Origin of the sequence: Pseudomonas wuhanensis (assembly GCF_030687395.1) — a bacterium.
GTDB lineage: Bacteria > Pseudomonadota > Gammaproteobacteria > Pseudomonadales > Pseudomonadaceae > Aquipseudomonas > Aquipseudomonas wuhanensis.
The window spans coordinates 1,632,258-1,654,310 of record NZ_CP117430.1 but is presented as its reverse complement, the minus strand read 5'-3'; the positions used below and the strand labels follow the sequence as shown (position 1 = coordinate 1,654,310).

Genomic DNA, 22,053 nt, shown 5'->3' with positions numbered 1-22,053 from the left:
CAACACCAATCCTGTGGGAGCGAGCTTGCTCGCGATGACGGTGTGTCAGTCAACATCCAAGTCGACTGAGAGTCCGCTATCGCGAGCAAGCTCGCTCCCACAGGGGTTTGCGGCGTCCTGACAGATGGGTCAGAACTCCAACACCATCTCATGCCACGCCATCCCGCCATGGTCCGACGCCGAAGGCTTGATGTAGACAAAACCAAACCCGGCATAGAGTGGAATGTGCCGCTCTTTGCACATCAGATGGATGCTGGCCTTGTTCAGTGCATGCATGCGCTGGATGAACTCACCCATCAAACGTTTCGCCAGGCCCTGCCCTTGATAGTCCGGATGCACCACCACCGACATGATCACTACGTGCGGGCCGGCCGGGTCGTGGCCGATCAGTTCCTTGAATGCCTCGTCCGACATCTCCACCTCAAACGCCGCACCGGAATTGATGAAACCGGCTACAACGCCATCCACTTCAGCCACGATGAAGCCCTCGGGCCAGGTGGCGATGCGGGTGGCGATTTTTTCGCGGGTGGCGGCTTCATCGCCTTCGTAGGCAATGGTTTCGATGGCGTAGCAGCGGTCCAGGTCAGCGGGGATGACGTGGCGGATGACGGTGTTCATGGCAGCTCGGAATCGGCGTGGGAAAGGTTGGGGATCATAAATCAGCATCAACCCGACATCGAGAGGCGAATCACCGATCCGCCGCTCGCCCCGCTCTTTACACTTTGAGCGGCAGCCAGATTTCCAGCACGCCGGTGTTGAGCTTCGGGTTGAAATCGTCGCTGTAGCGTTCGAACTCCGGAGCGTCCGCCGCTTCATAACCGGACTTCGGCAGCCAGATTTTCCAGATGTATTGAAAGGTTTGGGGCAAGGCATCCAGCGAGCCCTTGTGTTCGAAGACTGCATACTTCTGAGGCTGAACTTCGATCCAGCGGTACTTCTCGGGCAGGTCGTCGAGCTTGCTGATTTCGACACCGGCTATGTATTCGAAACCACCCTTGCCATCCGGATTGCAGCAGATGCCGTAGGTTACTTCGCTTTTCTGACCGGGAATTTTGCCAATCTCGGGAATGAATTTCTCCCATAGGTCGGGGATCGCTTTGGTCGTATCCGCCGTAAATCGGCCGCCAAACCCCGCTATGAGCATGAAGTGCCCGTTTTCAAAGCGTGGCTCGGCCGTTTCGACGCCTGTTTGCTCATCCATGACTCAACTCCTGGTACAAAAGGTGGGTTCGGCTGGGAGTATAGAAGCCAAACCCGATTCGCCCAATTACAGTGCATGCAACTGTTCTATGGCGCCTGGGCCGATGAACTCGTTATAACCCGATAGGATCACGTAGACCGCGAAATAACAGAAGATCGCTGCCGATGCCATGTAGGAATAACGCAGCAGTTTGTCACCGAGCAATTTGCCGCCGTGGCTCGCCGCGAAGCACAGACCGACGCACCAAAGTATCCCGGCGCACAAGAAGCCGCCGAGAAACAGCGCCGAGCTGAGCGTGCCACCGCCGCCGGAACGGGCGATCAGTGTGCCGCCCACTGCGGCGAACCAGAGAATGGCACTGGGCGATGACATGGCGAGGAAAATCCCGCGAAAAAACTCTTTCCGGTGGGAGTTGTGACCGACTTCAGCAGTCTGCGCCAACAGCGCTTCATGGTGAATCGCCGAATAAATCATCTTCGCCGCGAAATACACCAGCAACGCCGATCCGCCGATCCACAACACCCAGCGCACGGTCTCGTACTGCAGCAATACGGTCATGCCGGCCAATGCCAGCACCGCGTAAATCAGGTCGCCGACACACGTCCCCAGCCCCAGGGCAAAGCCTTGAAAATAGCCGCGCTGCATCGCCAGCGTGATCATCGCGATATTGGCCACGCCGATGTCCAGGCACAGCGAAAGGCTCAACAAGAAGCCACTGGTAAATTCCATCGACCATATCCTTGGGGAAAAATTTTATTGATGCGCAGGCTAGACAGTTTGCCACGACTGCCCTTACATTCCGCCACAGGCCACCGCAGTGGCCAGCGTCGCTCGGACGGTTCCGGGCGCTTACGTTATCCGAGGCAACAATGGCCGAACAAGGTTCGCCGCGCCGCTTTGCGCGCATAGATCGACTCCCCCCTTACGTTTTCAACATCACTGCCGAGCTGAAGATGGCCGCCCGTCGTCGTGGCGAAGACATCATCGACTTGAGCATGGGCAACCCCGACGGCGCCACGCCGCCGCACATTGTCGAAAAACTCGTCACCGTTGCCCAGCGCGAAGACACCCACGGCTATTCCACGTCCAAAGGGATTCCGCGCCTGCGCCGGGCGATTTCCAACTGGTACAAGGATCGCTACGCGGTCGACATCGACCCGGAAACCGAAGCCATCGTCACCATCGGTTCCAAGGAAGGCCTGGCGCACTTGATGCTGGCCACCCTCGACCAGGGCGACACCGTGCTGGTGCCGAACCCGAGCTACCCGATTCACATCTACGGTGCCGTGATTGCCGGCGCCCAGGTGCGGTCGGTGCCGTTGATCCCTGGTGTGGACTTCTTCGCCGAGCTGGAACGGGCGATTCGCGGCTCGATCCCGAAACCGAAAATGATGATCCTCGGCTTCCCGTCCAACCCCACCGCCCAGTGCGTGGAGCTGGATTTTTTCGAGCGGGTGATCGCCCTCGCCAAGCAGTACGACGTTTTGGTGGTGCACGACCTGGCCTACGCCGACATCGTCTACGACGGCTGGAAAGCCCCGTCGATCATGCAAGTACCCGGCGCCAAGGACATCGCGGTGGAGTTTTTCACCCTGTCCAAGAGCTACAACATGGCGGGCTGGCGCATCGGTTTCATGGTCGGCAACCCGGAGCTGGTCAACGCCCTGGCGCGGATCAAGAGCTACCACGACTACGGCACGTTCACCCCGCTGCAGGTTGCGGCCATCGCGGCGCTGGAAGGCGATCAGCAGTGCGTCAAAGACATTGCCGATCAGTATCGGCAGCGTCGCAACGTGCTGGTCAAAGGCCTGCATGAACTGGGCTGGATGGTCGAAAACCCGAAAGCATCGATGTATGTCTGGGCCAAGATTCCCGAGGCTTACGCACACTTGGGCTCGCTGGAATTCGCCAAAAAACTGCTGGCCGAGGCCAAGGTCTGTGTCTCGCCGGGTGTGGGATTTGGCGAGTATGGGGATGATCATGTGCGCTTCGCGCTGATCGAAAACCAGGACCGGATCCGTCAGGCCGTGCGCGGGATTCGCGGGATGTTCCGGGCGGATGGGTTGGTACCGAAAACTAACGGCTAACACGTAACCTGTGGGAGCGGGCTTGCCCGCGATGACTGCATCACATTCAACATTAATGTTGACTGACCAGCCGCCATCGCGGGCAAGCCCGCTCCCACATTGGTTTTATGTTCAGCCTTGAAATCGATCACCCACAAAAAAACCGCATCGCTGCGGTTTTTTTGTGTCTGTCGAATCGCTTAAACGAACAACGACAACAGCAGGATGAAGCCCAGGCCCACCACGGACAGGATGGTTTCCATCGCGGTCCAGGTCTTGAAGGTTTCCGCCACGGTCATGTTGAAGTACTGCTTCACCAGCCAGAAACCGGCGTCGTTGACGTGGGACAGGATCAACGAACCGGCACCGGTGGCCAGCACCAGCAGCTCACGGTTCACACCCGGAATCATCCCCACCACCGGCACCACGATGCCTGCGCCAGTAATGGTCGCCACGGTTGCCGAACCGGTCGCGATGCGAATCACCGCCGCCACCAGCCACGCCAGAAGGATTGGCGATATCTGCGCTTCCACCGCCATGTTGCCGATGACATTACCCACACCGCTGGTCACCAGCATCTGTTTGAAGCCGCCACCGGCACCGATGATCAAGATGATCGCGGCGGTTGGTGCAAGGCTCGCGTCCAGCCATTTGAGCATCTGTTGCGAACCGATGCCCTGCTTGTAGCCGAAGGTGTACAGCGACAGCAGCAACGCCAGCAGGAGCGCCGAGATCGGGTGACCGATCAGGTCCATGAAGGTACGGAAGAAGTTGCCGTCCGGCAGCGCCACATCGGCAAAGGTCTTGAGCAGCATCAGGAACACAGGCGACAGCACGGTGACCAAGGTAATGCCGAAGCTAGGCAGATCGCCTGCATCTTCATCGCGCACCAGTTGATCCACCAGTTCCTGATTCGGATGACCTGGAATGTGCTTGGCAATGAACGTACCGAAGATCGGACCCGCGATGATGGCCGTTGGCAGCGCAACGATCAGGCCGTAAAGAATGGTTTTACCAATGTCGGCACCGAACACACCGATGGCCAGCAGCGGACCCGGGTGCGGCGGCACCAGGCCGTGTACCGCGGACAGACCAGCCAGCAGCGGGATACCGATCTTGATGATCGACACGCCAGTGCGACGGGCCACGATGAACACCAGCGGAATCAGCAGCACGAAGCCGATTTCGAAGAACAGCGGAATGCCGACCAGGAACGCGGCGAACATCATTGCCCACTGCACCTTGTCCTTGCCGAAGGCGCGGATCAACGTCTGCGCAATCTGATCCGCACCGCCTGATTCGGCCATCATTTTGCCGAGCATGGTGCCCAGCGCCAGGATGATGCCGACGAAACCAAGCACGCCACCGAAGCCGTCCTGGAACGCCTTGATGATGGTGCCGATCGGCATGCCGGACGTCAGCCCGAGGAAAGCGGCGGCGATGATCAGCGCGAGGAATGGGTGCAACTTGAACTTGGTGATCAGGACGATAAGCCCGATCACCGTGACCACTGCATCTAGCAGCAGAAACGTCTCGTGGGACATGCCAAACATTAGGGGTGTCTCCTGGTTGTTGTTGTTATTAAAGCGGTTAATCAAAGGCCGTCAGGACAGCGCTATCTCTTGGAGCAAAACTCAACTGGCGAGTTTCAAGCCATGATCGAGCCACCAGGCATGAGCCTGCTTCGCCAACTCATCGACGCTGTGGCTGGACGCATCCAGAGCCAGGGTCAGGGGCTCACCGACGGGCGATTCAAGGGTGGCGAACTGGCTGTCGATCAAGGTCGACGGCATGAAGTGGCCCGGTCGGTGAGACACACGATCGGCGGCGACTTCGGGGGTCAGCTCAAGAAAAACGAAGCCCAGGCCCGGCAAGGCACTGCGCAAGCGTTCGCGGTAACTGTGTTTGAGGGCCGAGCAAGTCAGCACCGGGCGTTCGCCCTTGGCATCGACGCGGCGCAGTTCATCGCACAGGCTGTCGAGCCAGCCGGCACGGTCTTCGTCGTTCAGGGGGATACCCGCGCTCATTTTTTCGATATTGGCGGCAGGGTGAAAAGTGTCGCCTTCAATGGCGGTCGCGCCGCTAAGCTGGCACAGGGACTGGCTGACGCACGTCTTGCCGCAACCGGCAACGCCCATGATGACCAGGGCGGTGATGGGATGATTCATGTAACACCTCAGCGCGCAGACAGCGCTACCTTTGCTACGTAAGACTCAAGTGCAAAAGCAGAAGTTGCCGACGCCTTCTTGTCATTTTTGTGGGTTGCAGCATGTTCGTTCTCGATGCCAAAAAGCGAGGATCAGGCAAACCTCGTTCACGCATTTGCAGCTGCATCGAGACAGCGCTACCTTAGTGCCTTGAATTTTGTTTGGCAAGCCGTCCGATGAATACCCCTAAAAACGATAAAAATACTCGCACCACTGGCCGTCCTACCCTCAACGAAGTCGCGCGCCTGGCCGGTGTCAGCCCGATTACCGCCTCCCGCGCCCTGCGCGGCGTCAGCACGGTGGCCACCGAACTGGTGGAAAAAGTCCAGAAGGCCGCCCTCGACCTGAACTACGTGGTCAACCCCGCCGCCCGAGCATTAGCCTCGGCCCAGAGCCATTCCGTCGTGGTTTTGGTGCCCTCGCTGTCCAACCTGCTGTTCATCGACACGCTGGAAGCCATTCATCAGGTTTTGCGACCAAAGGGCTTCGAAGTGCTGATCGGCAACTTCCATTACTCGCGTGATGAAGAAGAAAACCTGCTGCGCAATTACATGGCCTATCAGCCTCGCGGCTTGCTGCTGACCGGTTTCGACCGCACCGAAAGCTCGCGGAGGATGATCGAGGCCAGCAACATTCCCTGCGTCTACATGATGGAACTGGACAGCGCGGCCGGGCTCAATTGCGTCGGTTTTTCGCAAGTCGCTGCCGGCGAAACCGCGGCCGAGCATTTGCTGTCCCGCGGTCGCAAACGCCTGGCCTACATCGGCGCGCAACTGGACCAACGCACATTGCTGCGGGGCGAAGGTTTCCGTCGCGCGCTGCAAAAGGCCGGCTTGTATGATCCGGCCCTGGAAGTGCTGACCCCGCGAGCCTCGTCGGTAGGGCTGGGCGGCGAATTGTTCCTGCAACTGCTCACCGCCCATCCGGACGTCGATGCGATCTTCTTCGGCAACGACGACCTGGCCCAGGGCGCCCTGCTCGAAGCCTTGCGCTGTGGCATCAAGATCCCCGAACAAGTGGCGATCCTCGGATTCAACGACCTGCCTATGTCAGAACACATGGTCCCGCGCCTGAGTAGCATCAATACGCCGCGAGAGGCCATTGGCCGTCGCTCGGCCGAACTGATGCTGACCTTGCTGGCCGGCAATTCAGTGACCAAACCGGTGCAGGATATGGGGTTTGAATTGAAGGTGCGCGAGAGCACCTGAAGCGCGACCATTCCCACGCTCCGCGTGCTAGATTCCCGATACCTGGAACAGCAAACGGAGAAGCTCAATGGGACATACGCTGAAGATTTTGGGTAGAGCGTCGTCAATCAACGTCAGAAAAGTCCTGTGGACCTGCGACGAACTGGGCGTTTCCTACGAACGTGAAGACTGGGGCAGCGGTTTCGCATCGACCCAGAGCCCGGAATTTCTCCAGCTCAACCCCAACGCACAGGTGCCAGTGCTCATCGATGAAGCCGGTGTGCTGTGGGAATCCAATACCATTTGCCGGTACCTGGCCGGCAAACACCAAAACACTGACCTGTTACCCATCGAACCGGCGGCACGCGCTCGCGTGGAGCAATGGATGGACTGGCAAGCCACCGAACTCAACCCGTCGTGGGGCTACGCCTTTTTTGCACTGGTCCGGCAATCGCCAGATTTCCAGGACTCACAGCGGATTGCTGATGGCGTTCGCGGCTGGAACGCGAAGATGGGCATCCTCGAACAGCAACTCGCGGAGACCGGCGCGTATGTTGCCGGACCACGCTTCACGCTGGCCGATATCCTCATCGGGCTGTCGGTCAACCGCTGGCGCATGACACCGATGGAGCGCCCGGATTACCCCGCCGTCGACGCGTATTGCCAACGACTGGCGCAGCGGCCGGGGTTCATGACACACGCCTGTAATGGCGTGCCTTGATTTCGACCGAACGACTTACTGGCCCAGTTCAGGCGCGAAACCTGTGGGAGCGGGCTTGCGATAGCGAAATGTCAGTCGACGAATGTGTTGAATGTGACGCTGCCATCGCGGGCAAGCCCGCTCCCACATGGATTGCGGTCTGCGAGCATTCCCAACAGTGCCCGCACCGCTGCCGTTGGTTCTTTGTCAGGCGCAACCACTAACGCAAACTCGCGATCAATACGCGGCGTCACAGGCACTACACGCAAACCCTGGCGATTATTCGGCAGGGTCATTTCCGGCACCAGGGTCACGCCGATATTTTCCCGCACCAGAGTGAACGCACTGCTCCACTCTCGCACCTCGGCCCGCACATCCAGCAGTTGCAGCCCGACGTCGGCGGCCAGGCTGCGGGCATTGGTCGAACAACCGCCCGTGGCCAGCACAAAGGGTTGCTCCGCCAGTTCCGCCAATGAAACGCCCTCGTCATTCGAGCGGCGCGCCAAGGGGTGGCCACCGGGCAGCACCGCCACCCAGGCATCACGCCCCAAACGACCGGCATTGCGCGCGGGCGCCGGGTTCAACGCCACACCGACATCCACTAGCCCTGCACTGAGCAACGTTTCCACTTCATCGTCGCTGACCTCCAGCGCCACCACTTGAATGCCGGGATACAACCGATTGAACTGACGCAGCAGTGGCGGCAGAAAGGTCGCCAGCACCAAAGGGAAACTGGCCAGGCGAATCGTCCCTCGCTGGATATCTTTAGTGGCATCAACGGTGCTGCGAATGTTCTCGAGAGCACCGAGCATGGTTCGCGCCTGTTCGATCACAGGCAAGCCGATGGCGGTCGGCAAGGTCTGACGGTTTTCCCGGCTGAACAGCTGAACGCCCAGGGTTTCTTCGATCAAGGCCAACGCTTGGCTGGCACCGGACTGGGTCATGCCGACCCGCTCGGCGGCCCGGCTAATGTTGCCGGTATCGGCCACCGCCACCACCATTCGCCAGTGCATCAGGTTCATCATGGCAGTAGCTTTCCTAATGGCAGTTTTCTGAAAGATTAATTTTACCGAGCGCGCCGCGCACTATGACACTGGCGCAAATCCACAACCAGAGCCCCGCCCATGAAGCTGTATTACGCCCCGCAAGCCTGCTCTTTGGCGCCGCACATTGTACTGCGCGAACTGGAGCTGCCGTTCGAGTTGGAACGTGTCGATAACAGCACCAAGAAAACCGTCACCGACGAGGACTTCCTGGCCATTAACCCAAAAGGCTACGTCGCGGCGTTGCGGCTGGATAATGGAGATGTGCTGACCGAAGGCCCGGCGATCCTGCAGTACCTGGCGGATCTGCGTCCCGAGGCGCACCTGGCACCGGCGAACGGGACGTTCGAGCGGGTGCGTTTGCAGGAATGGCTGAACTTCGTTTCGACCGAGATTCATGGCGGGCTGGGTTGGCTGTTCAATTCGCAGTTTCCGGATGATGTGAAAGCGCTCATCAAAGAGAAGCTGTTCAAGCGATTTGTCGTGTTGAGCCAGACGCTGGAGGGGCAGGATTATCTGATGGCAAGAGGGTTCAGCATTGCCGATGCGTATCTGTTTACGGTGTTGCGGTGGGCTCGGCTATTTGCGATTGATCTGGATGATTGGCCGGCGTTGGCGCGGTTTCAAGCGAGGGTTGATCAGCGGCCAAGCGTGAAAGCGGCGTTGGCGGCGGAGTTGGTGTAAGGCGCTGAATCGCTTCGCGGGCAAGCCTTTGCTCAGAACGGGAACCTGTCCGCCTCTGTGCCACCGCGCAGGGATTTCTTGCAGATTATCTGGTTATTTCGATAGGCATAAAAACAAGGAGCCCGAGGACTCGGGCTCCGTTGACGCGGGATCAGTGGCCGAACACGCCCACCTTCTTGGCCTTCTTGTCCGCACGTTTTTCATCGGCGGTTTTAGCCGGTTTCTTCTTTGCCGCTTTCTTTGAATCCATGCCTTTGGCCATGATACATACTCCACTCATACGGGACGTGAGATCAGGTATACACCTATCGCGGCGCCCGCGTTCTTTTATAATCACCCGCTTTGCGTACCGACAGTCCGAACCCATGCCCAACACTCAGTACACCTTGCTCGACGAGCCGTTATGGCCGTTGATGAACAAGTTTTACCGCGCCCACCAATCGTCGATGAAGGCGGTCCGCGACGCTCGGCTGTGGGTGGCAAAACGCGATGTGATCATTGCGGCGTTATGTTTGCGGCCAGTGGCCGGCGGGCATTGGCTGACCGGGCTGTTCGTCGATCCGGGTTGTCGCGAACAGGGAATTGCCGCCAGGTTGATCGCCGAAGCGGTAAAGGATGTGCAAGCACCGGTCTGGTTGTTCTGCCATCCGGATTTGCGTGGCTTTTATGAGCGCCGCGGTTTTACCTTCGACCCGCCCCTGCCCTACGCCATGGCTGAACGGTTGAGCCGTTATGCGCGCAGCAAACCGATGATTGCCATGGGGTTGGAACCGCGCGCTCTTTGAAACGACACAATCCCTGTGGGAGCGGGCTTGCCCGCTCCCACAGTGTTTTGTGTTGGATTCGAAGGGCGGTATCAGTCATCCACCGCAGGGTCCAGGTCCGGGAACATCACCTCGGTAAACCCGAACTTGCTGAAATCACGGATGCGCGACGGGTACAGCCGGCCGATCAGGTGATCGCATTCATGCTGCACCACCCGCGCATGAAATCCCGAGGCAACGCGCACGATCGGCTCGCCCTTGGGATCGAAGCCTTCATAGCGAATCTGCTGATAACGATCCACCGCACCACGCAGGCCCGGCACCGACAGGCAGCCTTCGAACCCCTCTTCGAGGGTCGGGCTCAATGGCGTGATCAACGGATTGATCAGAATCGTCTGCGGCACCGCTTCGGCGTCCGGATAGCGTTCGCTGTGTTCGAAACCAAAGATCACCAGTTGCAGGTCGACACCGATCTGCGGCGCGGCCAGGCCGACTCCGCCGACGCTTTCCATGGTCTGGAACATGTCGTCGATCAATTGCCACAACTCAGGGCTGTCGAACATTTCTGCCGGCACCGGTGGGGCAATACGCAGCAGGCGTTCATCGCCCATTTTCAGAATTTCACGGATCATTTTATGGCTTCGTCAGTGGTCGGCTTGATTGAGTGGTCCCGTCCCAGTCCCGAAACGTGGTGTTTGGGTTCTTCGGGCACCTTTTCGCCAGGTTTCTTGCCTTCGGAGGACATGTGCTCGATCACCGCGTTCATTTCCGCGCCGAGCAACAGCACCGCGGCCGAAATATAGAAGTACAACAACAACACGATGATCGCGCCGATACTGCCATACATGGCGTTGTAGTTGGCGAAGGTTTTGACGTAGAGACCGAAGCCCAATGACGCGATGATCCAGACCACCACGGACAACACCGCACCCGGGGTGATGAAGCGAAACTCTTGTTTGACGTCGGGCATGACGTAGTAAATCAGCGCCACCGCCATCATCAACAGAATCACGATCACCGGCCAGCGCACAATGGTCCATAAGGTTACGATGAAATCTTCGAGGCCCACTTGTGCGGCGATCCAGCCCATCACCTGCGGCCCGAGCACCATAAGCGCGGCAGCGATCAGCAACATGCCGGCGATGCCAATGGTGTAGAAAATCGACAATGGAAAACGCTTCCAGACCGGACGACCTTCGACCACGTCGTACGCGGCATTCATTGCGCTCATCATCAGCCGCACACCAGCGGACGCGGTCCACAGGGCGATCACGATACCCACCGAGAGCAAACCACCCTTGGATTGCTGGAGCTGGTCGATCACCGGGTTCACCTGCTCCAACGCCTGGGGCGGCAGGACCAGTTCCGATTGCAGGCGCAGCCAGGAGAAGAAGTCCGGCAAATGCAGAAAACCAATCAGGGCGATCAGGAACAGGATGAAAGGGAACAGCGAGAACAGCATCTGATAGGCCAGCGCCGAGGCATAGGTCGACATCTCGTCGGCGACGAACTCGGTGATCGTGCGCATCATCACCCGATGCAGGGGCAGACCTTTCATGGTCGGAAAAAACATTAGCGTCTCCTTTCGCCGCAAAAAGGTTGAAGTCATGGCGACTCAGGGGCCGTTTTCTACAACAAAGTAGCGTACTTGGCGACTTTGAAACAATTTCCTTGCTCAAGTTCAAGCTGACATAGAAACGGCCATCCGCGGATGGCCGTTCCTATTACTCGTCAAACGCGGCATTACGCCTTGTCGATGCCTTTTTTAAGAGCATCCTTGGCTTTGCCGACCGCTTGCTGGGTTTCTCCCTTCCTCTCCTGCGCCACGCCTTCGGAGCGCAGTCTTTCGTTGCCAGTGGCCTTGCCGACGCCTTGCTTGACGTTGCCGGCCGCTTCGTTTGCCATGCCTTTAACTTTATCGCCAGTGCTGCTCATGGTATTTCTCCTGTGAACATTTCAACGGGGAAAGTGGTTACACAAGGATTGACCGGGAGCCTTTGCACGGAGTTTCATTTATTTATTCACCGGACATTTCGCCGGTTAGGCTTTATGTTTGCAGGCTTTGCCCCGAGAATGCGCAACGTATTCAGGCCATGGCGCTGAAGATCCAATCCCGTAGGAATGTTATGAAACTCGATAAAAAGCAGGCCATTGCCCGCAGAAACCAGGAACTCGGCGGTGCTGTGCTTGGCGTCAACAACTGCCATTTCACCGAATTGAACCGTAACCGCAACATTTTCTGGTTCGATATCCCGGTCGCACGCCTGGCCGTTGGTCAGTACGAATGGATTCACTTGCTGATGCACACCCCGGATACCGACGAACTGCTGCACCTGAAAGTGCCGACGGTGTTCCTGCGCGAGAAGCTCGAAGGCCTGGTGGTGCGCAATCAGGGCAAACGCAAGGCAGCCTTGAGCCTGGAACTGAGCGCCGACAAGGACTCCTACCTGCAGGACATGCGCCCGGCGGGTACCAACGTCAATTTCGCGCAGTTCCGGCAGTAACCACCCGTCTGTACTGAGGACTACTGTGGCGAGGGAGCTTGCTCCCGCTGGGGTGCGCAGCGCCCCCAAATCAGGCACCTCGATTCACCTGACCTGATCAGGTCGATGGCAGCTTTAACGACTGCTGCGCAGTCGAGCGGGAGCAAGCTCCCTCGCCACAAAAGCGCTCTCGATCTGGCAGGCAAACAAAAGCCCCGCATCTGCGGGGCTTTTGTTTGACTAGGCGCTGACTTTCTTCACGCCCAGTTTCTTCAGCTCTTCGTCGCGCAGTTCGCGGCGCAGGATCTTGCCGACGTTGGTGGTCGGCAGCGCGTCGCGGAACTCCACGGCTTTGGGTACCTTGTAGCCGGTGACGTTGGCGCGCATGTGCTCCATCACCTGTTCCTTGGTCAGGATCACGCCCGGTTTGGCGACGATGAAAATCTTGATCGCCTCGCCCGACTTCTCGTCCGGCACACCGATCGCTGCGCATTGCAGCACGCCCGGCAGGGTCGCCAGCACGTCTTCAAGCTCATTGGGGTACACGTTGAAACCGGAGACCAGGATCATGTCTTTCTTGCGATCGACAATGCGCATATAGCCATCGGGCTGGATCAGCGCGATGTCACCGGTCTTCAACCAGCCTTCGCTGTCGAGTATTTCATCGGTGGCGTCCTGACGCTGCCAGTAGCCTTTCATGACTTGCGGACCTTTCACACACAGTTCACCGATGCCGCCCAACGGCTGTTCCACGCCGGCATCGTCGATGACTTTGCACAGGGTCGACGGCACCGGAATACCAATGGTGCCGATCTGGATGTTCTGGTTCGGGTTTACCGTGGCCACCGGGCTGGTTTCGGTCATGCCGTAACCTTCACAGATCGGGCAACCGGTGACCGCTTTCCAGCGCTCAGCCGCGGCCAGTTGCAAGGCCATGCCGCCGGACAAGGTGATTTTCAGGTTCGAGAAATCCAGCTTGCGGAACGCTTCGTTGTTGCACAGCGCAACAAACAGAGTGTTCAAGCCGACGAAGCCGCTGAACTTCCACTTCGACAGTTCCTTGACCATCGCCGGCAAGTCGCGCGGGTTGCTGATCAGGATGTTGTGGTTGCCGATCAGCATCATCGCCATGCAATGAAAGGTGAAGGCATAGATATGGTAGAGCGGCAGCGGGGTGATCAGGATCTCGCAACCTTCATTGAGGTTGGAGCCCATCAGCGCCTTGCACTGCAACATGTTCGCCACCAGGTTGCGGTGGGTCAGCATCGCGCCCTTGGCCACGCCGGTGGTGCCGCCGGTGTATTGCAGCACGGCAACGTCGCTGCTGGCCGGGTTGGCTTCAGCCACTGGCTGGCCATGGCCCTTGCTCAGCACGTCATTGAACTTGATTGCCTTGGGCAAGTGATACGCCGGGACCATCTTCTTCACGTACTTGATGACGCTGTTGATCAGCAGACGCTTGAGCGGCGGCAGCAGGTCGGCCACTTCAGTGACGATCACGTGCTTGACGCCGGTCTTCGGCACGACGGTCTCAGCCAGATGCGCCATGTTGGCCAGGCAGACCAGGGCTTTGGCACCGGAATCGTTGAATTGGTGTTCCATTTCCCGCGCGGTGTACAGCGGGTTGGTGTTGACCACGATCAGCCCGGCGCGGATAGCACCGAAGACAGCGACCGGGTATTGCAACACGTTGGGCAATTGCACGGCGATTCGATCACCGGGTTGCAAATCGGTATGCTGTTGCAGGTAAGCAGCAAAGGCACCGGACAATTCGTACAGCTCACCGTAGGTGATTGTTTTGCCCAGGTTGCTGAATGCCGGTTTGTCAGCGAAGCGTTGGCAGGATTGCTTCAACACTGCCTGAATATTCGGATACTCGTCTGGATTGATCTCGGCAGCAATTCCAGCTGGGTACTTATCCTTCCAAAAGTCTTCGATCATGGAAGCCCACTCCTCAGCAACGCGAATTCAAATACCGCATTTGATGCGATTATTATTGGTGTTTGATTATTGGTGAGTCTGGCTTTTAACAAGGCCGAGAAGTCACAAAGCGCGCCGAGAGTAGCAGCTTTGCCAAGGGCCGACTAGAGCCAAAATCGGCCTCTACAGTCACTTTAATGACTCAAGACTAACAAGCGGTCATTTTAGAGCAAAAATTCTATACAGCCTTGCAAGCCCCGTATTTTGGGGCTCTTCCCTTAAAAGCATCGCGGGCAAGCCCGCTCCCACAAGGTCCGCGTCGTACACATTCTTTGTGCACAACACTAAACCTGTGGGAGCGAGGCTTGCCCGCGATCCGCGCGATGCGCGGCCATTCAACGATCAGGCAATCTCTCGCAACTCCCGCCGCAGAATCTTGCCCACCGGCGTCATCGGCAACGACTCACGCAAGACGATGTGCTTGGGTACTTTGTACGCCGTGAAGTTTTCCTTGCAGTAGGCCTTCAGCTCTTCAAGGCTGACCCCCGATTCGCGGGCCACCACAAACAACTTCACCGCCTCCCCCGAACGCTCGTCCGGCACGCCGATCACTGCGCAGTTGGCGACTTTCGGATGGGCCATCACCACGTCTTCGATCTCGTTCGGGTACACGTTGAAGCCCGAGACGATGATCATGTCTTTCTTGCGATCGACGATGCGCACGAAACCGTCCGGGTCGATCACCGCGATGTCGCCCGACTTGAACCAGCCGTCGGCGTCCAGCACTTCGGCGGTGGCTTCGGGTTTCTGCCAGTAGCCCTTCATGATCTGCGGGCCCTTGATGCACAGTTCGCCACGCTCGCCCAGCGGCTGCTCGGCGCCCTCATCGTTGATGATCTTGAGCGTCGTGCCCGGCACCGGCAGACCGACCGTGCCGATGCGCGACTTGTCGCCGTAGGGATTGGTGCAGGCCACCGGCGAGGTTTCAGTCAGGCCATAACCCTCGGTGATCCGGCAACCGGTGAGCTGCTCCCAGCGCTCGGCGGTGGCCTTGACCAGCGCAGTGCCACCGGAATTGGTGAGCTTGAGGCTGGAGAAATCCAGGGTCTTGAAGTCGGGATGGTCCATCAGCGCGACGAACAGCGTGTTGAGCCCCAGCAGCGCCGAGAATCGCCAGTTCTTCAGTTCCTTGATGAAGCCCTTGATGTCCCGTGGATTGGTGATCAGCACGTTGTGGTTGCCGGTCACCATCATGCACATGCAGTTCGCCGTGAAGGCATAGATATGGTACAGCGGCAGCGGCGCGATCATTACTTCCTGGCCTTCGCGCAGCAGCGGCTGGCCGTCGGTACCCAGCTGACTGAGGCATGCCCGCGCCTGCTGCATGTTCGCCACCAGATTGCCGTGGGTCAGCATGGCGCCCTTGGCCAGCCCGGTGGTGCCGCCGGTGTATTGCAGCACGGCGATGTCGTCGAGACCGACGTTCAGCGGTTTGATGCCCAGGCCCCGGCCCAGACGCAGCGCGCTTTTGAAAGAAATCGCCTGCGGCAAGGAATAGTCCGGGACCATTTTCTTGACCTTGGCGACCACAGTATTGACCAGCCAGCCCTTGGCGGTAGGCATCAGGTCGCCCATCTTCGCTTCGATCAGGTACTGGATGTCGGTGTCGGGAAGCACTTCCTGGACCTTCTGTCCGAACACGTTCAAGTAGACCAGCGCCCGGGCACCGGAGTCCTTGAACTGATGACGCATCTCCCGCGCGGTGTACAACGGGTTGGTATTGACCACGATCAGCCCGGCACGCAAGGCGCCGAACACGGCAATCGGGTAATGCAGGATGTTGGGCATCTGCACCGCAATGCGATCCCCCGGCACCAGGTCGGTGTGGGCTTGCAAGTAACCGGCAAACGAAGCGCTGTAGCGTTCCAGTTCAGCGTAGGTCAGGGTCACGCCCATGTTGCTGAACGCCGGGCGGTCGGCAAATTTCTTGCAGGAACGCTCGAACACCTCGATCACCGACTTATAGGCCCCAAGGTCGATATCCAGGGGCACGCCGGCCGGGCGTTTGTCATTCCAGAAATCAGGTTGCATTATTCTTGTCCTCTTTACCTGAGCCTATCCGGGGCCGCTTTTCTGTCACTTCTGAAAAGCGGTGCTTCCCGGACACTAGCAGCTATGGTGAAACAGGCAAATATGCGCACGGTCGTCATTGATCGCGTGAATCTTGCTGCCCCGGCGTGGCCTGATCAGACGGTAGCCGTTGGATGCGCTATACAATGCAGCGGGGCTGTTTCCCACCCCTGCTGCCTCATGCAGTCCAACGCAAAGGAATCGCCATGATCCACGACACTTTCTGGCTGACCGCGAGTGACCGCAGCCGCCTCTTCGTCAACCAGTGGCTGCCGGCCGCGCCGCTCAAGGCGGTGATCCTGCTGGCCCACGGCATGGCAGAACACAGCGGTCGCTACGCCCGCCTGGCGCAAGCATGCTGTGATCAGGATTACGGCGTTTATGCGCCGGACCTGCGTGGACATGGCAAAACTGCCGAAAACGGCACCCTGGGCCATTTCGCCGACGATGATGGCTGGTGCAAAGTGGTCGGCGACCTGGCCAGTCTTAACCAACATATCGGCCAACAGCATCCCGGCGTGCCGATCGTGCTGCTGGGCCACAGCATGGGCAGTTACATCGCCCAGGCTTACTTGCTGCACCACAGCGCCAGCCTGCACGGGGCGATTCTCAGCGGCTCGAATTTCCAGCCTGTAGCGCTCTATCGCGCAGCGCGACAGATTGCTCGTCTGGAACGCCTGCGCCAAGGGCCCAAAGGGCGCAGTGCGCTGATCGAATGGCTGTCGTTCGGCTCGTTCAACAAGAAATTCAAACCGGCACGTACGCCGTTCGACTGGCTGAGCCGCGACCCGGCCGAAGTCGACAAATACGCCAATGACCCGCTCTGCGGCTTTCGCTGCACCAATCAACTGTGGATCGATTTGCTCGGTGGCTTGCAGCAAATCAGCAAAGCGTCCAATCTCGCCCAGATCGATCGGGGCCTGCCGTTGCTGGTGATTGGTGGCGAATGTGATCCGGTGAGCGAAGGCAAACGTCTGAAAGATCTGGCCCACGCCCTGCGCGACGCTGGCTGCCAGAGCCTGCAGCTGACTATTTACCCGCAGGCCCGGCATGAATTGTTTAACGAGAGCAACCGCGACGAAGTGACGGCCGATGTGCTGAACTGGATCGCCCAGGCCTTGAGCAACCGCCGGCCACCCAGAGCCGAATAGTTTTTTTGTGGATTTTTTTAATTCGTCACAGGAATCAAGACAGATGACCCAGGTTACCAACACCCCTTACGAAGCCCTCGAAATCGGCCAGACCGCCAGCTACAGCAAGAGCGTCGAAGAGCGCGACATTCAGTTGTTCGCCGCGATGTCCGGCGATCACAACCCGGTGCATCTGGACGCCGAATTCGCCGCTGCCAGCATGTTCAAGGAGCGTATCGCCCACGGCATGTTCAGCGGCGCGTTGATCAGCGCGGCGGTGGCTTGCGAGTTGCCTGGGCCGGGGACTATTTATATCGGTCAGACGATGAGCTTTCAGAAGCCAGTGAAAATCGGCGACACGCTGACTGTGCGCCTGGAAATTCTCGAGAAACTGCCGAAGTTTCGTGTGCGTATCGCCACTCGGGTGTTCAACCAACGCGATGAGTTGGTGGTGGATGGCGAGGCGGAGATTCTGGCGCCGCGCAAGCAACAGACCGTGACATTGCCGACGTTGCCGGCGATCAGCATCGGCTGATTCACCGCGCCTCTGTGGACAGGGGCTTTCTGTGGCTAGTGGCTTGCCTGTGGCGAGGGAGCTTGCTCCCGTTCGGCTGCGCAGCAGTCGTAAAGCTGCCACCGCGCTGGAACAGGTGAATAGATGTGCCCGATTGGGGGCGCTTCGCACCCCAGCGGGAGCAAGCTCCCTCGCCACAGAAAGCCCTCTCGCCACAGTAAATGCAGCGTTATCGTTCTCCTACCATCCCGAACACAAAAAACGCCAGACTGGCTGGCGTTTTTGACGGATAACGAACGCTTATGAGCGTGCGCGAGCCTGGTTACGCAGGGCTTTCACCTGATCGTGGTTGCGTTGTACGCCGTGATACTGGCGTTCAACGATGTCACGAATGCTCACCAGGTTGTCTTTGTTGATTTTCTCCAGCGCGTCCTTGTAAGCCTTCTTGGCGTGGTCTTCACCGCGTTCGGCCTCGTTCAACACCGCCTCTTCATCCTTGCCGGTGAACATCGCCTTCACGTCGACCCAGCGACGGTGCATATCGCCACTGACACTGGTGGACGTTTCTGGATCACCGCCCAAGGAACGCACAGTGGCCTGCAGCTCGGCCGCGGCAGAGGCGCAGTCGGCGGAGCGCTGGATGAACAGGTTTTTGAGTTCTGGATTTTTGATGTCTTCAGCGCAAGTCTTGAACCCTTCCTGACCATCTTTACAGGTTTCAATCAGGTCGTTGAGTACAGAGATCGCTTCTTTATTGATGTCGGTCATTTTTCAATTCCTTGCGGTTGATGAAAGATGCAATAAGTAATTGCATCCTGCATGCCAGCTTCGGATTGAGTATTTTTCATTATATTTCAACAAGTTAACTTTAAAGACGAAATCTGTATCCGCTTTATTTGCATGATCTGTCATTTGGCCTGCATGCAGAATGCCTGTATTTTCCAGACTGTTTTGAATCAAGACGACTGATGATGAATCCCGAAAAGCTCGAACTGTTGATTACCCGTGAAATGCCCTTCGGCAAATACAAGGGCCGCATCATCGCTGACCTGCCCGGCCAGTACCTGAACTGGTTCGCTCGCGAAGGTTTCCCCCACGGTGAGCTGGGCGGTTTGCTGGCCTTGATGCAGGAAATCGATCACAACGGTTTGTCGGAGCTGCTCGAACCGCTGCGCGCCAAACACGGCAAACCCGCCCCTCGCCACTGATCCGCCTTACCTCACCGAGTTGCCCATGCCCGATAACACCCGCCGTTCCCGCGATGAAGCCTTTTGGCAGACCTTTGCCGACCGCTATGCTGTCGAACCCGGCCCCCTGAACCTGGAGAACGGTTACTTCGGGCGCATGTCGCGCACTGTGGTCGAGGAGTATCAGCGCAACATCGAGCTGATCAACCGCGGCAACTCGGTGCATGTGCGCCAGCGCTTCGAACAGGGCGAAAGCGTCAAGATTCGTGCGCAGCTGGCCGAGCTGATCGGTGCCCCCGCCGAAGCCGTCGCCCTCACCCGCAATGCCTCGGACGGCCTGCAATCGCTGATCCGCAACTACAACCGCCTGGAACCGGGCGATCAAGTGCTGATTTGCGATCTGGAGTACGACACGGTCAAGGGCGCGATGCGTTGGCTGGCACGCTATCGAGGCGTGGAAGTGATCGAGATCGAACACCGCCACCCCGCCAGTTTCGACAGTTTACTGGCCACTTATCGCGAAGCCTTCATGCGTTATCCGCGACTGAAGCTGATGGCCCTGACCCACGTCACCCATCGCACAGGATTGGTGATGCCGGTGCAGGCGATTGCCGCTGCCGCCAGGGAACATGGCGTCGACGTGATTCTCGACGGCGCACATGCCTTGGGTCAGATCAAGTTCAATCTCGATGAATTGGGCATCGCCTTTGCCGGCTACAACCTGCACAAATGGATCGGTGCGCCGCTGACCCTGGGGTTCATTTATATCGCGCCCCAGCGCCTGGCCGATATCGACCCGGACATGGGCGAGATGCATTTCCCGATCACTGACATTCGCGCCCGCACGCCGTACAGCACCCCAAACATCCCGGCCCTGCTGACCCTGCCACTGGTGTTCGAAGAACATCACGCCATGGGCGGTTCCGTCGCCAAGGGCACGCGGCTCAATTACCTGCGCAACCGATGGGTCGATGCCGTGCGGGGGTTACCGGGGATCGAAGTCATGACCCCCAATGACCCGCGCCTGTATTGCGGCATCACCTCGATGCGCTTTACCCGGCATGCTGATCAGCAGGTGATGGTCGAGCGACTGCTCAACGACTACAACCTGTTTACCGTGGCGCGCAGCGGTGCGGCGTGTGGCCCGTGCATCCGCATTACGCCGGGGCTCACCACCACCGCAGCCGACATGGATCTGCTGGCCCGTGCGCTGACTGAGTTGCGCTGACGTCACACGGTGTATTTGTCGAAGTCCTCGGGCTTGATTTGTGATGACACCGCAAACGTGTCGACACCGATGGTCATGTGCCCGAAAAAGCCGTCTTCGTTCGAGTCTCGACCGATGGCATGGACATTCAAGGTCGAGGCTTCACCACCCATGCCCTGATAGAACTCATCCTGCTCGTTGTTCAGCACGCAGATGCCACGCCCGCGGTACTCACGAGCATTGAGTACCATCCGCGAGGCCACCTCGGGAAAGTACAGCTGACCGACCCAGGCGACATGCCGCTCTTCCAGATAGTTGTTGCCGGCCGTGATGCGGACCGCTACATGAATATGCAAGGCGCGACCGGCATAAAAACCCGGGTAGATGGTGGTAAATCGCACCACGCCCTGGGGATCGGTAAATTGCCCGCCGCGCAGGTAGGTATCGTCATCGGTACGTGGGATCGAACCGATGGCATCGACGTCGACTTCCTTGTCCGGGTCGACCTTGCTCCAGCCCGAATACGCCCCACGCGCGTTGCAATGCCAGATATCGACCACCGCCCCGGTAACCGGTTGACCGGTCATCGCATCGACGATCGTCAGTCGCAGCACCAAGGGGATGCCATCCATGCCTTCGCTGATGTTTCGCCTGATCAGTTTCGGGTTTCGAAAATACGGGCCGGCGATCTGTTCGGGTGACAGTTGGCAAACCGGTTGTGGGGATGTAATTGCAGTGTTGTCGTCCATGACGTTCTCTCTTCCATAAGATGAACGCAGGTTAGCGCTGGACGAGCGGCGAGATGCGGTAACTATGTATCGCCTTCTTTCCAAGGAGCGAGGCTTGCCCGCGCCTACAGGTTTCTCTTTTTTTCAGGCAAAAAAAAACGGTGCACCGACCAAGCGCACCGTAAAGCCGTAGAACACACAACGAAGTGTTTGGTAAATCCGGTGAATCAGTCCAGCAGAGCCAACGCCTCGGCGGTGCACTCCTGGATGCGGGCCCAGTCGCCGTTCTTGATCCACTCGGGGTCAAGCATCCAGCTACCGCCCACGCACATCACGTTTTTCAACGCCATGTAGCTCTTGATGTTGGCCGGGCTGACGCCGCCGGTCGGGCAGAATTTTACTTCGCCGAACGGGCCGCCCAGCGCCTTGATAGCCGCGACGCCGCCGCTGACTTCCGCCGGGAACAGCTTGAAGCGGCGATAACCCAGGCTATAGCCTTCCATGATGCCGGAGGCATTGCTGATGCCCGGCAACAGCGGGATCGGGCTGCCGACACTGGCTTCAAGCAGATCACGGGTGATACCCGGCGTGACGATGAATTGCGAACCAGCCGCTTCGGCAGCGGCCAGCATGCTGCGATCAAGCACGGTGCCGGCACCGGTCACCAGTTCCGGACGCTGCTCGCGCAGGATCTGGATCGCCTTGAGACCGAACTGCGAACGCAGGGTCACTTCCAGCGCCGTCAGGCCACCGGCCGCGAGGGCGTCGGCCAATGGCAGCACGTCCTGTTCACGAGCGATGGTGATCACCGGCAGGATCCGCGCCTTGGCGCAGAGGCTGTCGATCAGGGCAACTTTGTCCGCCATGGAAACGGTCGGGGATGTGTTTGTCATAGCGGCTGA

General features: G+C 58.6%; 24 protein-coding genes. 10 read left to right on the top strand and 14 right to left on the bottom strand.

Annotation, left to right across the window (positions count from 1 at the left end; translation table 11 throughout):
* Positions 1-129: 129 nt before the first annotated feature.
* The 3 genes from PSH88_RS07585 to PSH88_RS07575 form a co-directional block, all read right to left on the bottom strand.
* A complete protein-coding gene (locus PSH88_RS07585) occupies positions 130-618 on the bottom strand; it encodes a GNAT family N-acetyltransferase (protein ID WP_305425618.1) in 489 nt (162 codons plus the stop codon).
* A 97-nt stretch (positions 619-715) separates the two neighbouring features.
* On the bottom strand, positions 716-1,201 hold the full coding sequence (locus PSH88_RS07580) for a GyrI-like domain-containing protein (RefSeq protein WP_305425617.1): 486 nt from the start codon (positions 1,199-1,201) through the stop codon (positions 716-718).
* A 66-nt stretch (positions 1,202-1,267) separates the two neighbouring features.
* Complete coding sequence (locus PSH88_RS07575; protein ID WP_305425616.1) at positions 1,268-1,930, bottom strand: LysE family translocator; 663 nt, start codon at positions 1,928-1,930, stop codon at positions 1,268-1,270.
* A 140-nt stretch (positions 1,931-2,070) separates the two neighbouring features.
* Between PSH88_RS07575 and alaC the strand changes: the two genes are divergently transcribed.
* Positions 2,071-3,288, top strand: a complete 1,218-nt coding sequence (gene alaC, locus PSH88_RS07570; RefSeq protein ID WP_305425615.1) for an alanine transaminase — start codon at positions 2,071-2,073, stop codon at positions 3,286-3,288.
* Between the two features lie 179 nt (positions 3,289-3,467).
* On the opposite strand, the gene PSH88_RS07565 is transcribed toward alaC, so the two are convergent.
* Positions 3,468-4,820, bottom strand: a complete 1,353-nt coding sequence (locus tag PSH88_RS07565; RefSeq protein WP_305425614.1) for a GntP family permease — start codon at positions 4,818-4,820, stop codon at positions 3,468-3,470.
* An 81-nt stretch (positions 4,821-4,901) separates the two neighbouring features.
* Positions 4,902-5,435 carry a gluconokinase gene (locus PSH88_RS07560; RefSeq protein WP_007902444.1) on the bottom strand — a complete coding sequence of 178 codons (534 nt, stop codon included), beginning with the start codon at positions 5,433-5,435 and terminating at the stop codon, positions 4,902-4,904.
* Between the two features lie 215 nt (positions 5,436-5,650).
* Between PSH88_RS07560 and gntR the strand changes: the two genes are divergently transcribed.
* Together gntR and PSH88_RS07550 are read left to right on the top strand one after the other, a co-directional pair.
* The gene (gntR, locus tag PSH88_RS07555; protein ID WP_305425613.1) at positions 5,651-6,682 is read left to right on the top strand and encodes an HTH-type transcriptional regulator GntR; all 1,032 of its coding nucleotides are present in this window, start codon (positions 5,651-5,653) and stop codon (positions 6,680-6,682) included.
* 67 nt (positions 6,683-6,749) lie between these two features.
* Complete coding sequence (locus PSH88_RS07550) at positions 6,750-7,382, top strand: glutathione S-transferase family protein (RefSeq protein WP_305425612.1); 633 nt, start codon at positions 6,750-6,752, stop codon at positions 7,380-7,382.
* 71 nt (positions 7,383-7,453) lie between these two features.
* On the opposite strand, the gene PSH88_RS07545 is transcribed toward PSH88_RS07550, so the two are convergent.
* Positions 7,454-8,386, bottom strand: coding sequence for a LysR family transcriptional regulator (locus PSH88_RS07545; RefSeq protein ID WP_305425611.1), 933 nt, complete (start codon positions 8,384-8,386; stop codon positions 7,454-7,456).
* A 99-nt stretch (positions 8,387-8,485) separates the two neighbouring features.
* Between PSH88_RS07545 and gstA the strand changes: the two genes are divergently transcribed.
* Complete coding sequence (gene gstA, locus PSH88_RS07540) at positions 8,486-9,088, top strand: glutathione transferase GstA (RefSeq protein WP_305425610.1); 603 nt, start codon at positions 8,486-8,488, stop codon at positions 9,086-9,088.
* 365 nt (positions 9,089-9,453) lie between these two features.
* Complete coding sequence (locus PSH88_RS07535; protein WP_305425608.1) at positions 9,454-9,873, top strand: GNAT family N-acetyltransferase; 420 nt, start codon at positions 9,454-9,456, stop codon at positions 9,871-9,873.
* 71 nt (positions 9,874-9,944) lie between these two features.
* Here the strand turns inward: PSH88_RS07535 and def are convergent, their stop codons facing one another.
* The 3 genes from def to PSH88_RS07520 all read right to left on the bottom strand — a co-directional run bounded on the left by def (position 9,945) and on the right by PSH88_RS07520 (position 11,787).
* Positions 9,945-10,484, bottom strand: coding sequence for a peptide deformylase (gene def, locus PSH88_RS07530; protein ID WP_305425606.1), 540 nt, complete (start codon positions 10,482-10,484; stop codon positions 9,945-9,947).
* The gene (locus tag PSH88_RS07525; protein ID WP_305425605.1) at positions 10,481-11,425 is read right to left on the bottom strand and encodes a YihY/virulence factor BrkB family protein; all 945 of its coding nucleotides are present in this window, start codon (positions 11,423-11,425) and stop codon (positions 10,481-10,483) included. The genes def and PSH88_RS07525 overlap by 4 nt, the downstream gene beginning before the upstream one ends.
* A 170-nt stretch (positions 11,426-11,595) precedes the next feature.
* Complete coding sequence (locus PSH88_RS07520; RefSeq protein WP_050681583.1) at positions 11,596-11,787, bottom strand: CsbD family protein; 192 nt, start codon at positions 11,785-11,787, stop codon at positions 11,596-11,598.
* Between the two features lie 191 nt (positions 11,788-11,978).
* Between PSH88_RS07520 and PSH88_RS07515 the strand changes: the two genes are divergently transcribed.
* Positions 11,979-12,356, top strand: a complete 378-nt coding sequence (locus tag PSH88_RS07515) for a hypothetical protein (protein ID WP_008069134.1) — start codon at positions 11,979-11,981, stop codon at positions 12,354-12,356.
* A gap of 219 nt (positions 12,357-12,575) precedes the next feature.
* Here the strand turns inward: PSH88_RS07515 and fadD1 are convergent, their stop codons facing one another.
* Both fadD1 and fadD2 read right to left on the bottom strand, forming a co-directional pair.
* A complete protein-coding gene (gene fadD1 / locus PSH88_RS07510; protein ID WP_305425604.1) occupies positions 12,576-14,276 on the bottom strand; it encodes a long-chain-fatty-acid--CoA ligase FadD1 in 1,701 nt (566 codons plus the stop codon).
* A gap of 381 nt (positions 14,277-14,657) precedes the next feature.
* Positions 14,658-16,346: a long-chain-fatty-acid--CoA ligase FadD2 gene (gene fadD2 / locus PSH88_RS07505; RefSeq protein ID WP_305425603.1), complete on the bottom strand. Its 1,689-nt coding sequence runs from the start codon at positions 16,344-16,346 to the stop codon at positions 14,658-14,660.
* A gap of 245 nt (positions 16,347-16,591) precedes the next feature.
* Between fadD2 and PSH88_RS07500 the strand changes: the two genes are divergently transcribed.
* Both PSH88_RS07500 and PSH88_RS07495 read left to right on the top strand, forming a co-directional pair.
* Positions 16,592-17,536 carry an alpha/beta hydrolase gene (locus PSH88_RS07500; RefSeq protein WP_007902411.1) on the top strand — a complete coding sequence of 315 codons (945 nt, stop codon included), beginning with the start codon at positions 16,592-16,594 and terminating at the stop codon, positions 17,534-17,536.
* Positions 17,537-17,579: 43 nt separating this feature from the next.
* Complete coding sequence (locus PSH88_RS07495; RefSeq protein WP_305425601.1) at positions 17,580-18,050, top strand: MaoC family dehydratase; 471 nt, start codon at positions 17,580-17,582, stop codon at positions 18,048-18,050.
* 279 nt (positions 18,051-18,329) lie between these two features.
* Here the strand turns inward: PSH88_RS07495 and PSH88_RS07490 are convergent, their stop codons facing one another.
* Complete coding sequence (locus PSH88_RS07490; RefSeq protein ID WP_305425600.1) at positions 18,330-18,797, bottom strand: ferritin-like domain-containing protein; 468 nt, start codon at positions 18,795-18,797, stop codon at positions 18,330-18,332.
* Between the two features lie 203 nt (positions 18,798-19,000).
* On the opposite strand from PSH88_RS07490, the gene PSH88_RS07485 reads away from it, so the two are divergent.
* Both PSH88_RS07485 and PSH88_RS07480 read left to right on the top strand, forming a co-directional pair.
* Positions 19,001-19,237 carry a DUF3820 family protein gene (locus tag PSH88_RS07485; protein ID WP_007949456.1) on the top strand — a complete coding sequence of 79 codons (237 nt, stop codon included), beginning with the start codon at positions 19,001-19,003 and terminating at the stop codon, positions 19,235-19,237.
* A 25-nt stretch (positions 19,238-19,262) separates the two neighbouring features.
* On the top strand, positions 19,263-20,444 hold the full coding sequence (locus PSH88_RS07480) for an aminotransferase class V-fold PLP-dependent enzyme (RefSeq protein WP_305483500.1): 1,182 nt from the start codon (positions 19,263-19,265) through the stop codon (positions 20,442-20,444).
* A 2-nt stretch (positions 20,445-20,446) separates the two neighbouring features.
* On the opposite strand, the gene PSH88_RS07475 is transcribed toward PSH88_RS07480, so the two are convergent.
* Both PSH88_RS07475 and PSH88_RS07470 read right to left on the bottom strand, forming a co-directional pair.
* Positions 20,447-21,172 (bottom strand): intradiol ring-cleavage dioxygenase, encoded by a 726-nt coding sequence (locus PSH88_RS07475; RefSeq protein ID WP_305425599.1) that lies wholly within the window; start codon positions 21,170-21,172, stop codon positions 20,447-20,449.
* Between the two features lie 206 nt (positions 21,173-21,378).
* Positions 21,379-22,044, bottom strand: coding sequence for a bifunctional 4-hydroxy-2-oxoglutarate aldolase/2-dehydro-3-deoxy-phosphogluconate aldolase (locus PSH88_RS07470; protein WP_008072964.1), 666 nt, complete (start codon positions 22,042-22,044; stop codon positions 21,379-21,381).
* Positions 22,045-22,053 lie beyond the last annotated feature (9 nt).

Bases quoted from the DNA above. Each gene is read 5' to 3' on its own strand.
- PSH88_RS07585 (WP_305425618.1), bottom strand. From the start codon at position 618: ATGAACACCGTCATCCGCCACGTCATCCCCGCTGACCTGGACCGCTGC.
- PSH88_RS07580 (WP_305425617.1), bottom strand. From the start codon at position 1,201: ATGGATGAGCAAACAGGCGTCGAAACGGCCGAGCCACGCTTTGAAAAC.
- PSH88_RS07575 (WP_305425616.1), bottom strand. From the start codon at position 1,930: ATGGAATTTACCAGTGGCTTCTTGTTGAGCCTTTCGCTGTGCCTGGAC.
- alaC (WP_305425615.1), top strand. From the start codon at position 2,071: ATGGCCGAACAAGGTTCGCCGCGCCGCTTTGCGCGCATAGATCGACTC.
- PSH88_RS07565 (WP_305425614.1), bottom strand. From the start codon at position 4,820: ATGTTTGGCATGTCCCACGAGACGTTTCTGCTGCTAGATGCAGTGGTC.
- PSH88_RS07560 (WP_007902444.1), bottom strand. From the start codon at position 5,435: ATGAATCATCCCATCACCGCCCTGGTCATCATGGGCGTTGCCGGTTGC.
- gntR (WP_305425613.1), top strand. From the start codon at position 5,651: ATGAATACCCCTAAAAACGATAAAAATACTCGCACCACTGGCCGTCCT.
- PSH88_RS07550 (WP_305425612.1), top strand. From the start codon at position 6,750: ATGGGACATACGCTGAAGATTTTGGGTAGAGCGTCGTCAATCAACGTC.
- PSH88_RS07545 (WP_305425611.1), bottom strand. From the start codon at position 8,386: ATGATGAACCTGATGCACTGGCGAATGGTGGTGGCGGTGGCCGATACC.
- gstA (WP_305425610.1), top strand. From the start codon at position 8,486: ATGAAGCTGTATTACGCCCCGCAAGCCTGCTCTTTGGCGCCGCACATT.
- PSH88_RS07535 (WP_305425608.1), top strand. From the start codon at position 9,454: ATGCCCAACACTCAGTACACCTTGCTCGACGAGCCGTTATGGCCGTTG.
- def (WP_305425606.1), bottom strand. From the start codon at position 10,484: ATGATCCGTGAAATTCTGAAAATGGGCGATGAACGCCTGCTGCGTATT.
- PSH88_RS07525 (WP_305425605.1), bottom strand. From the start codon at position 11,425: ATGTTTTTTCCGACCATGAAAGGTCTGCCCCTGCATCGGGTGATGATG.
- PSH88_RS07520 (WP_050681583.1), bottom strand. From the start codon at position 11,787: ATGAGCAGCACTGGCGATAAAGTTAAAGGCATGGCAAACGAAGCGGCC.
- PSH88_RS07515 (WP_008069134.1), top strand. From the start codon at position 11,979: ATGAAACTCGATAAAAAGCAGGCCATTGCCCGCAGAAACCAGGAACTC.
- fadD1 (WP_305425604.1), bottom strand. From the start codon at position 14,276: ATGATCGAAGACTTTTGGAAGGATAAGTACCCAGCTGGAATTGCTGCC.
- fadD2 (WP_305425603.1), bottom strand. From the start codon at position 16,346: ATGCAACCTGATTTCTGGAATGACAAACGCCCGGCCGGCGTGCCCCTG.
- PSH88_RS07500 (WP_007902411.1), top strand. From the start codon at position 16,592: ATGATCCACGACACTTTCTGGCTGACCGCGAGTGACCGCAGCCGCCTC.
- PSH88_RS07495 (WP_305425601.1), top strand. From the start codon at position 17,580: ATGACCCAGGTTACCAACACCCCTTACGAAGCCCTCGAAATCGGCCAG.
- PSH88_RS07490 (WP_305425600.1), bottom strand. From the start codon at position 18,797: ATGACCGACATCAATAAAGAAGCGATCTCTGTACTCAACGACCTGATT.
- PSH88_RS07485 (WP_007949456.1), top strand. From the start codon at position 19,001: ATGAATCCCGAAAAGCTCGAACTGTTGATTACCCGTGAAATGCCCTTC.
- PSH88_RS07480 (WP_305483500.1), top strand. From the start codon at position 19,263: ATGCCCGATAACACCCGCCGTTCCCGCGATGAAGCCTTTTGGCAGACC.
- PSH88_RS07475 (WP_305425599.1), bottom strand. From the start codon at position 21,172: ATGGACGACAACACTGCAATTACATCCCCACAACCGGTTTGCCAACTG.
- PSH88_RS07470 (WP_008072964.1), bottom strand. From the start codon at position 22,044: ATGACAAACACATCCCCGACCGTTTCCATGGCGGACAAAGTTGCCCTG.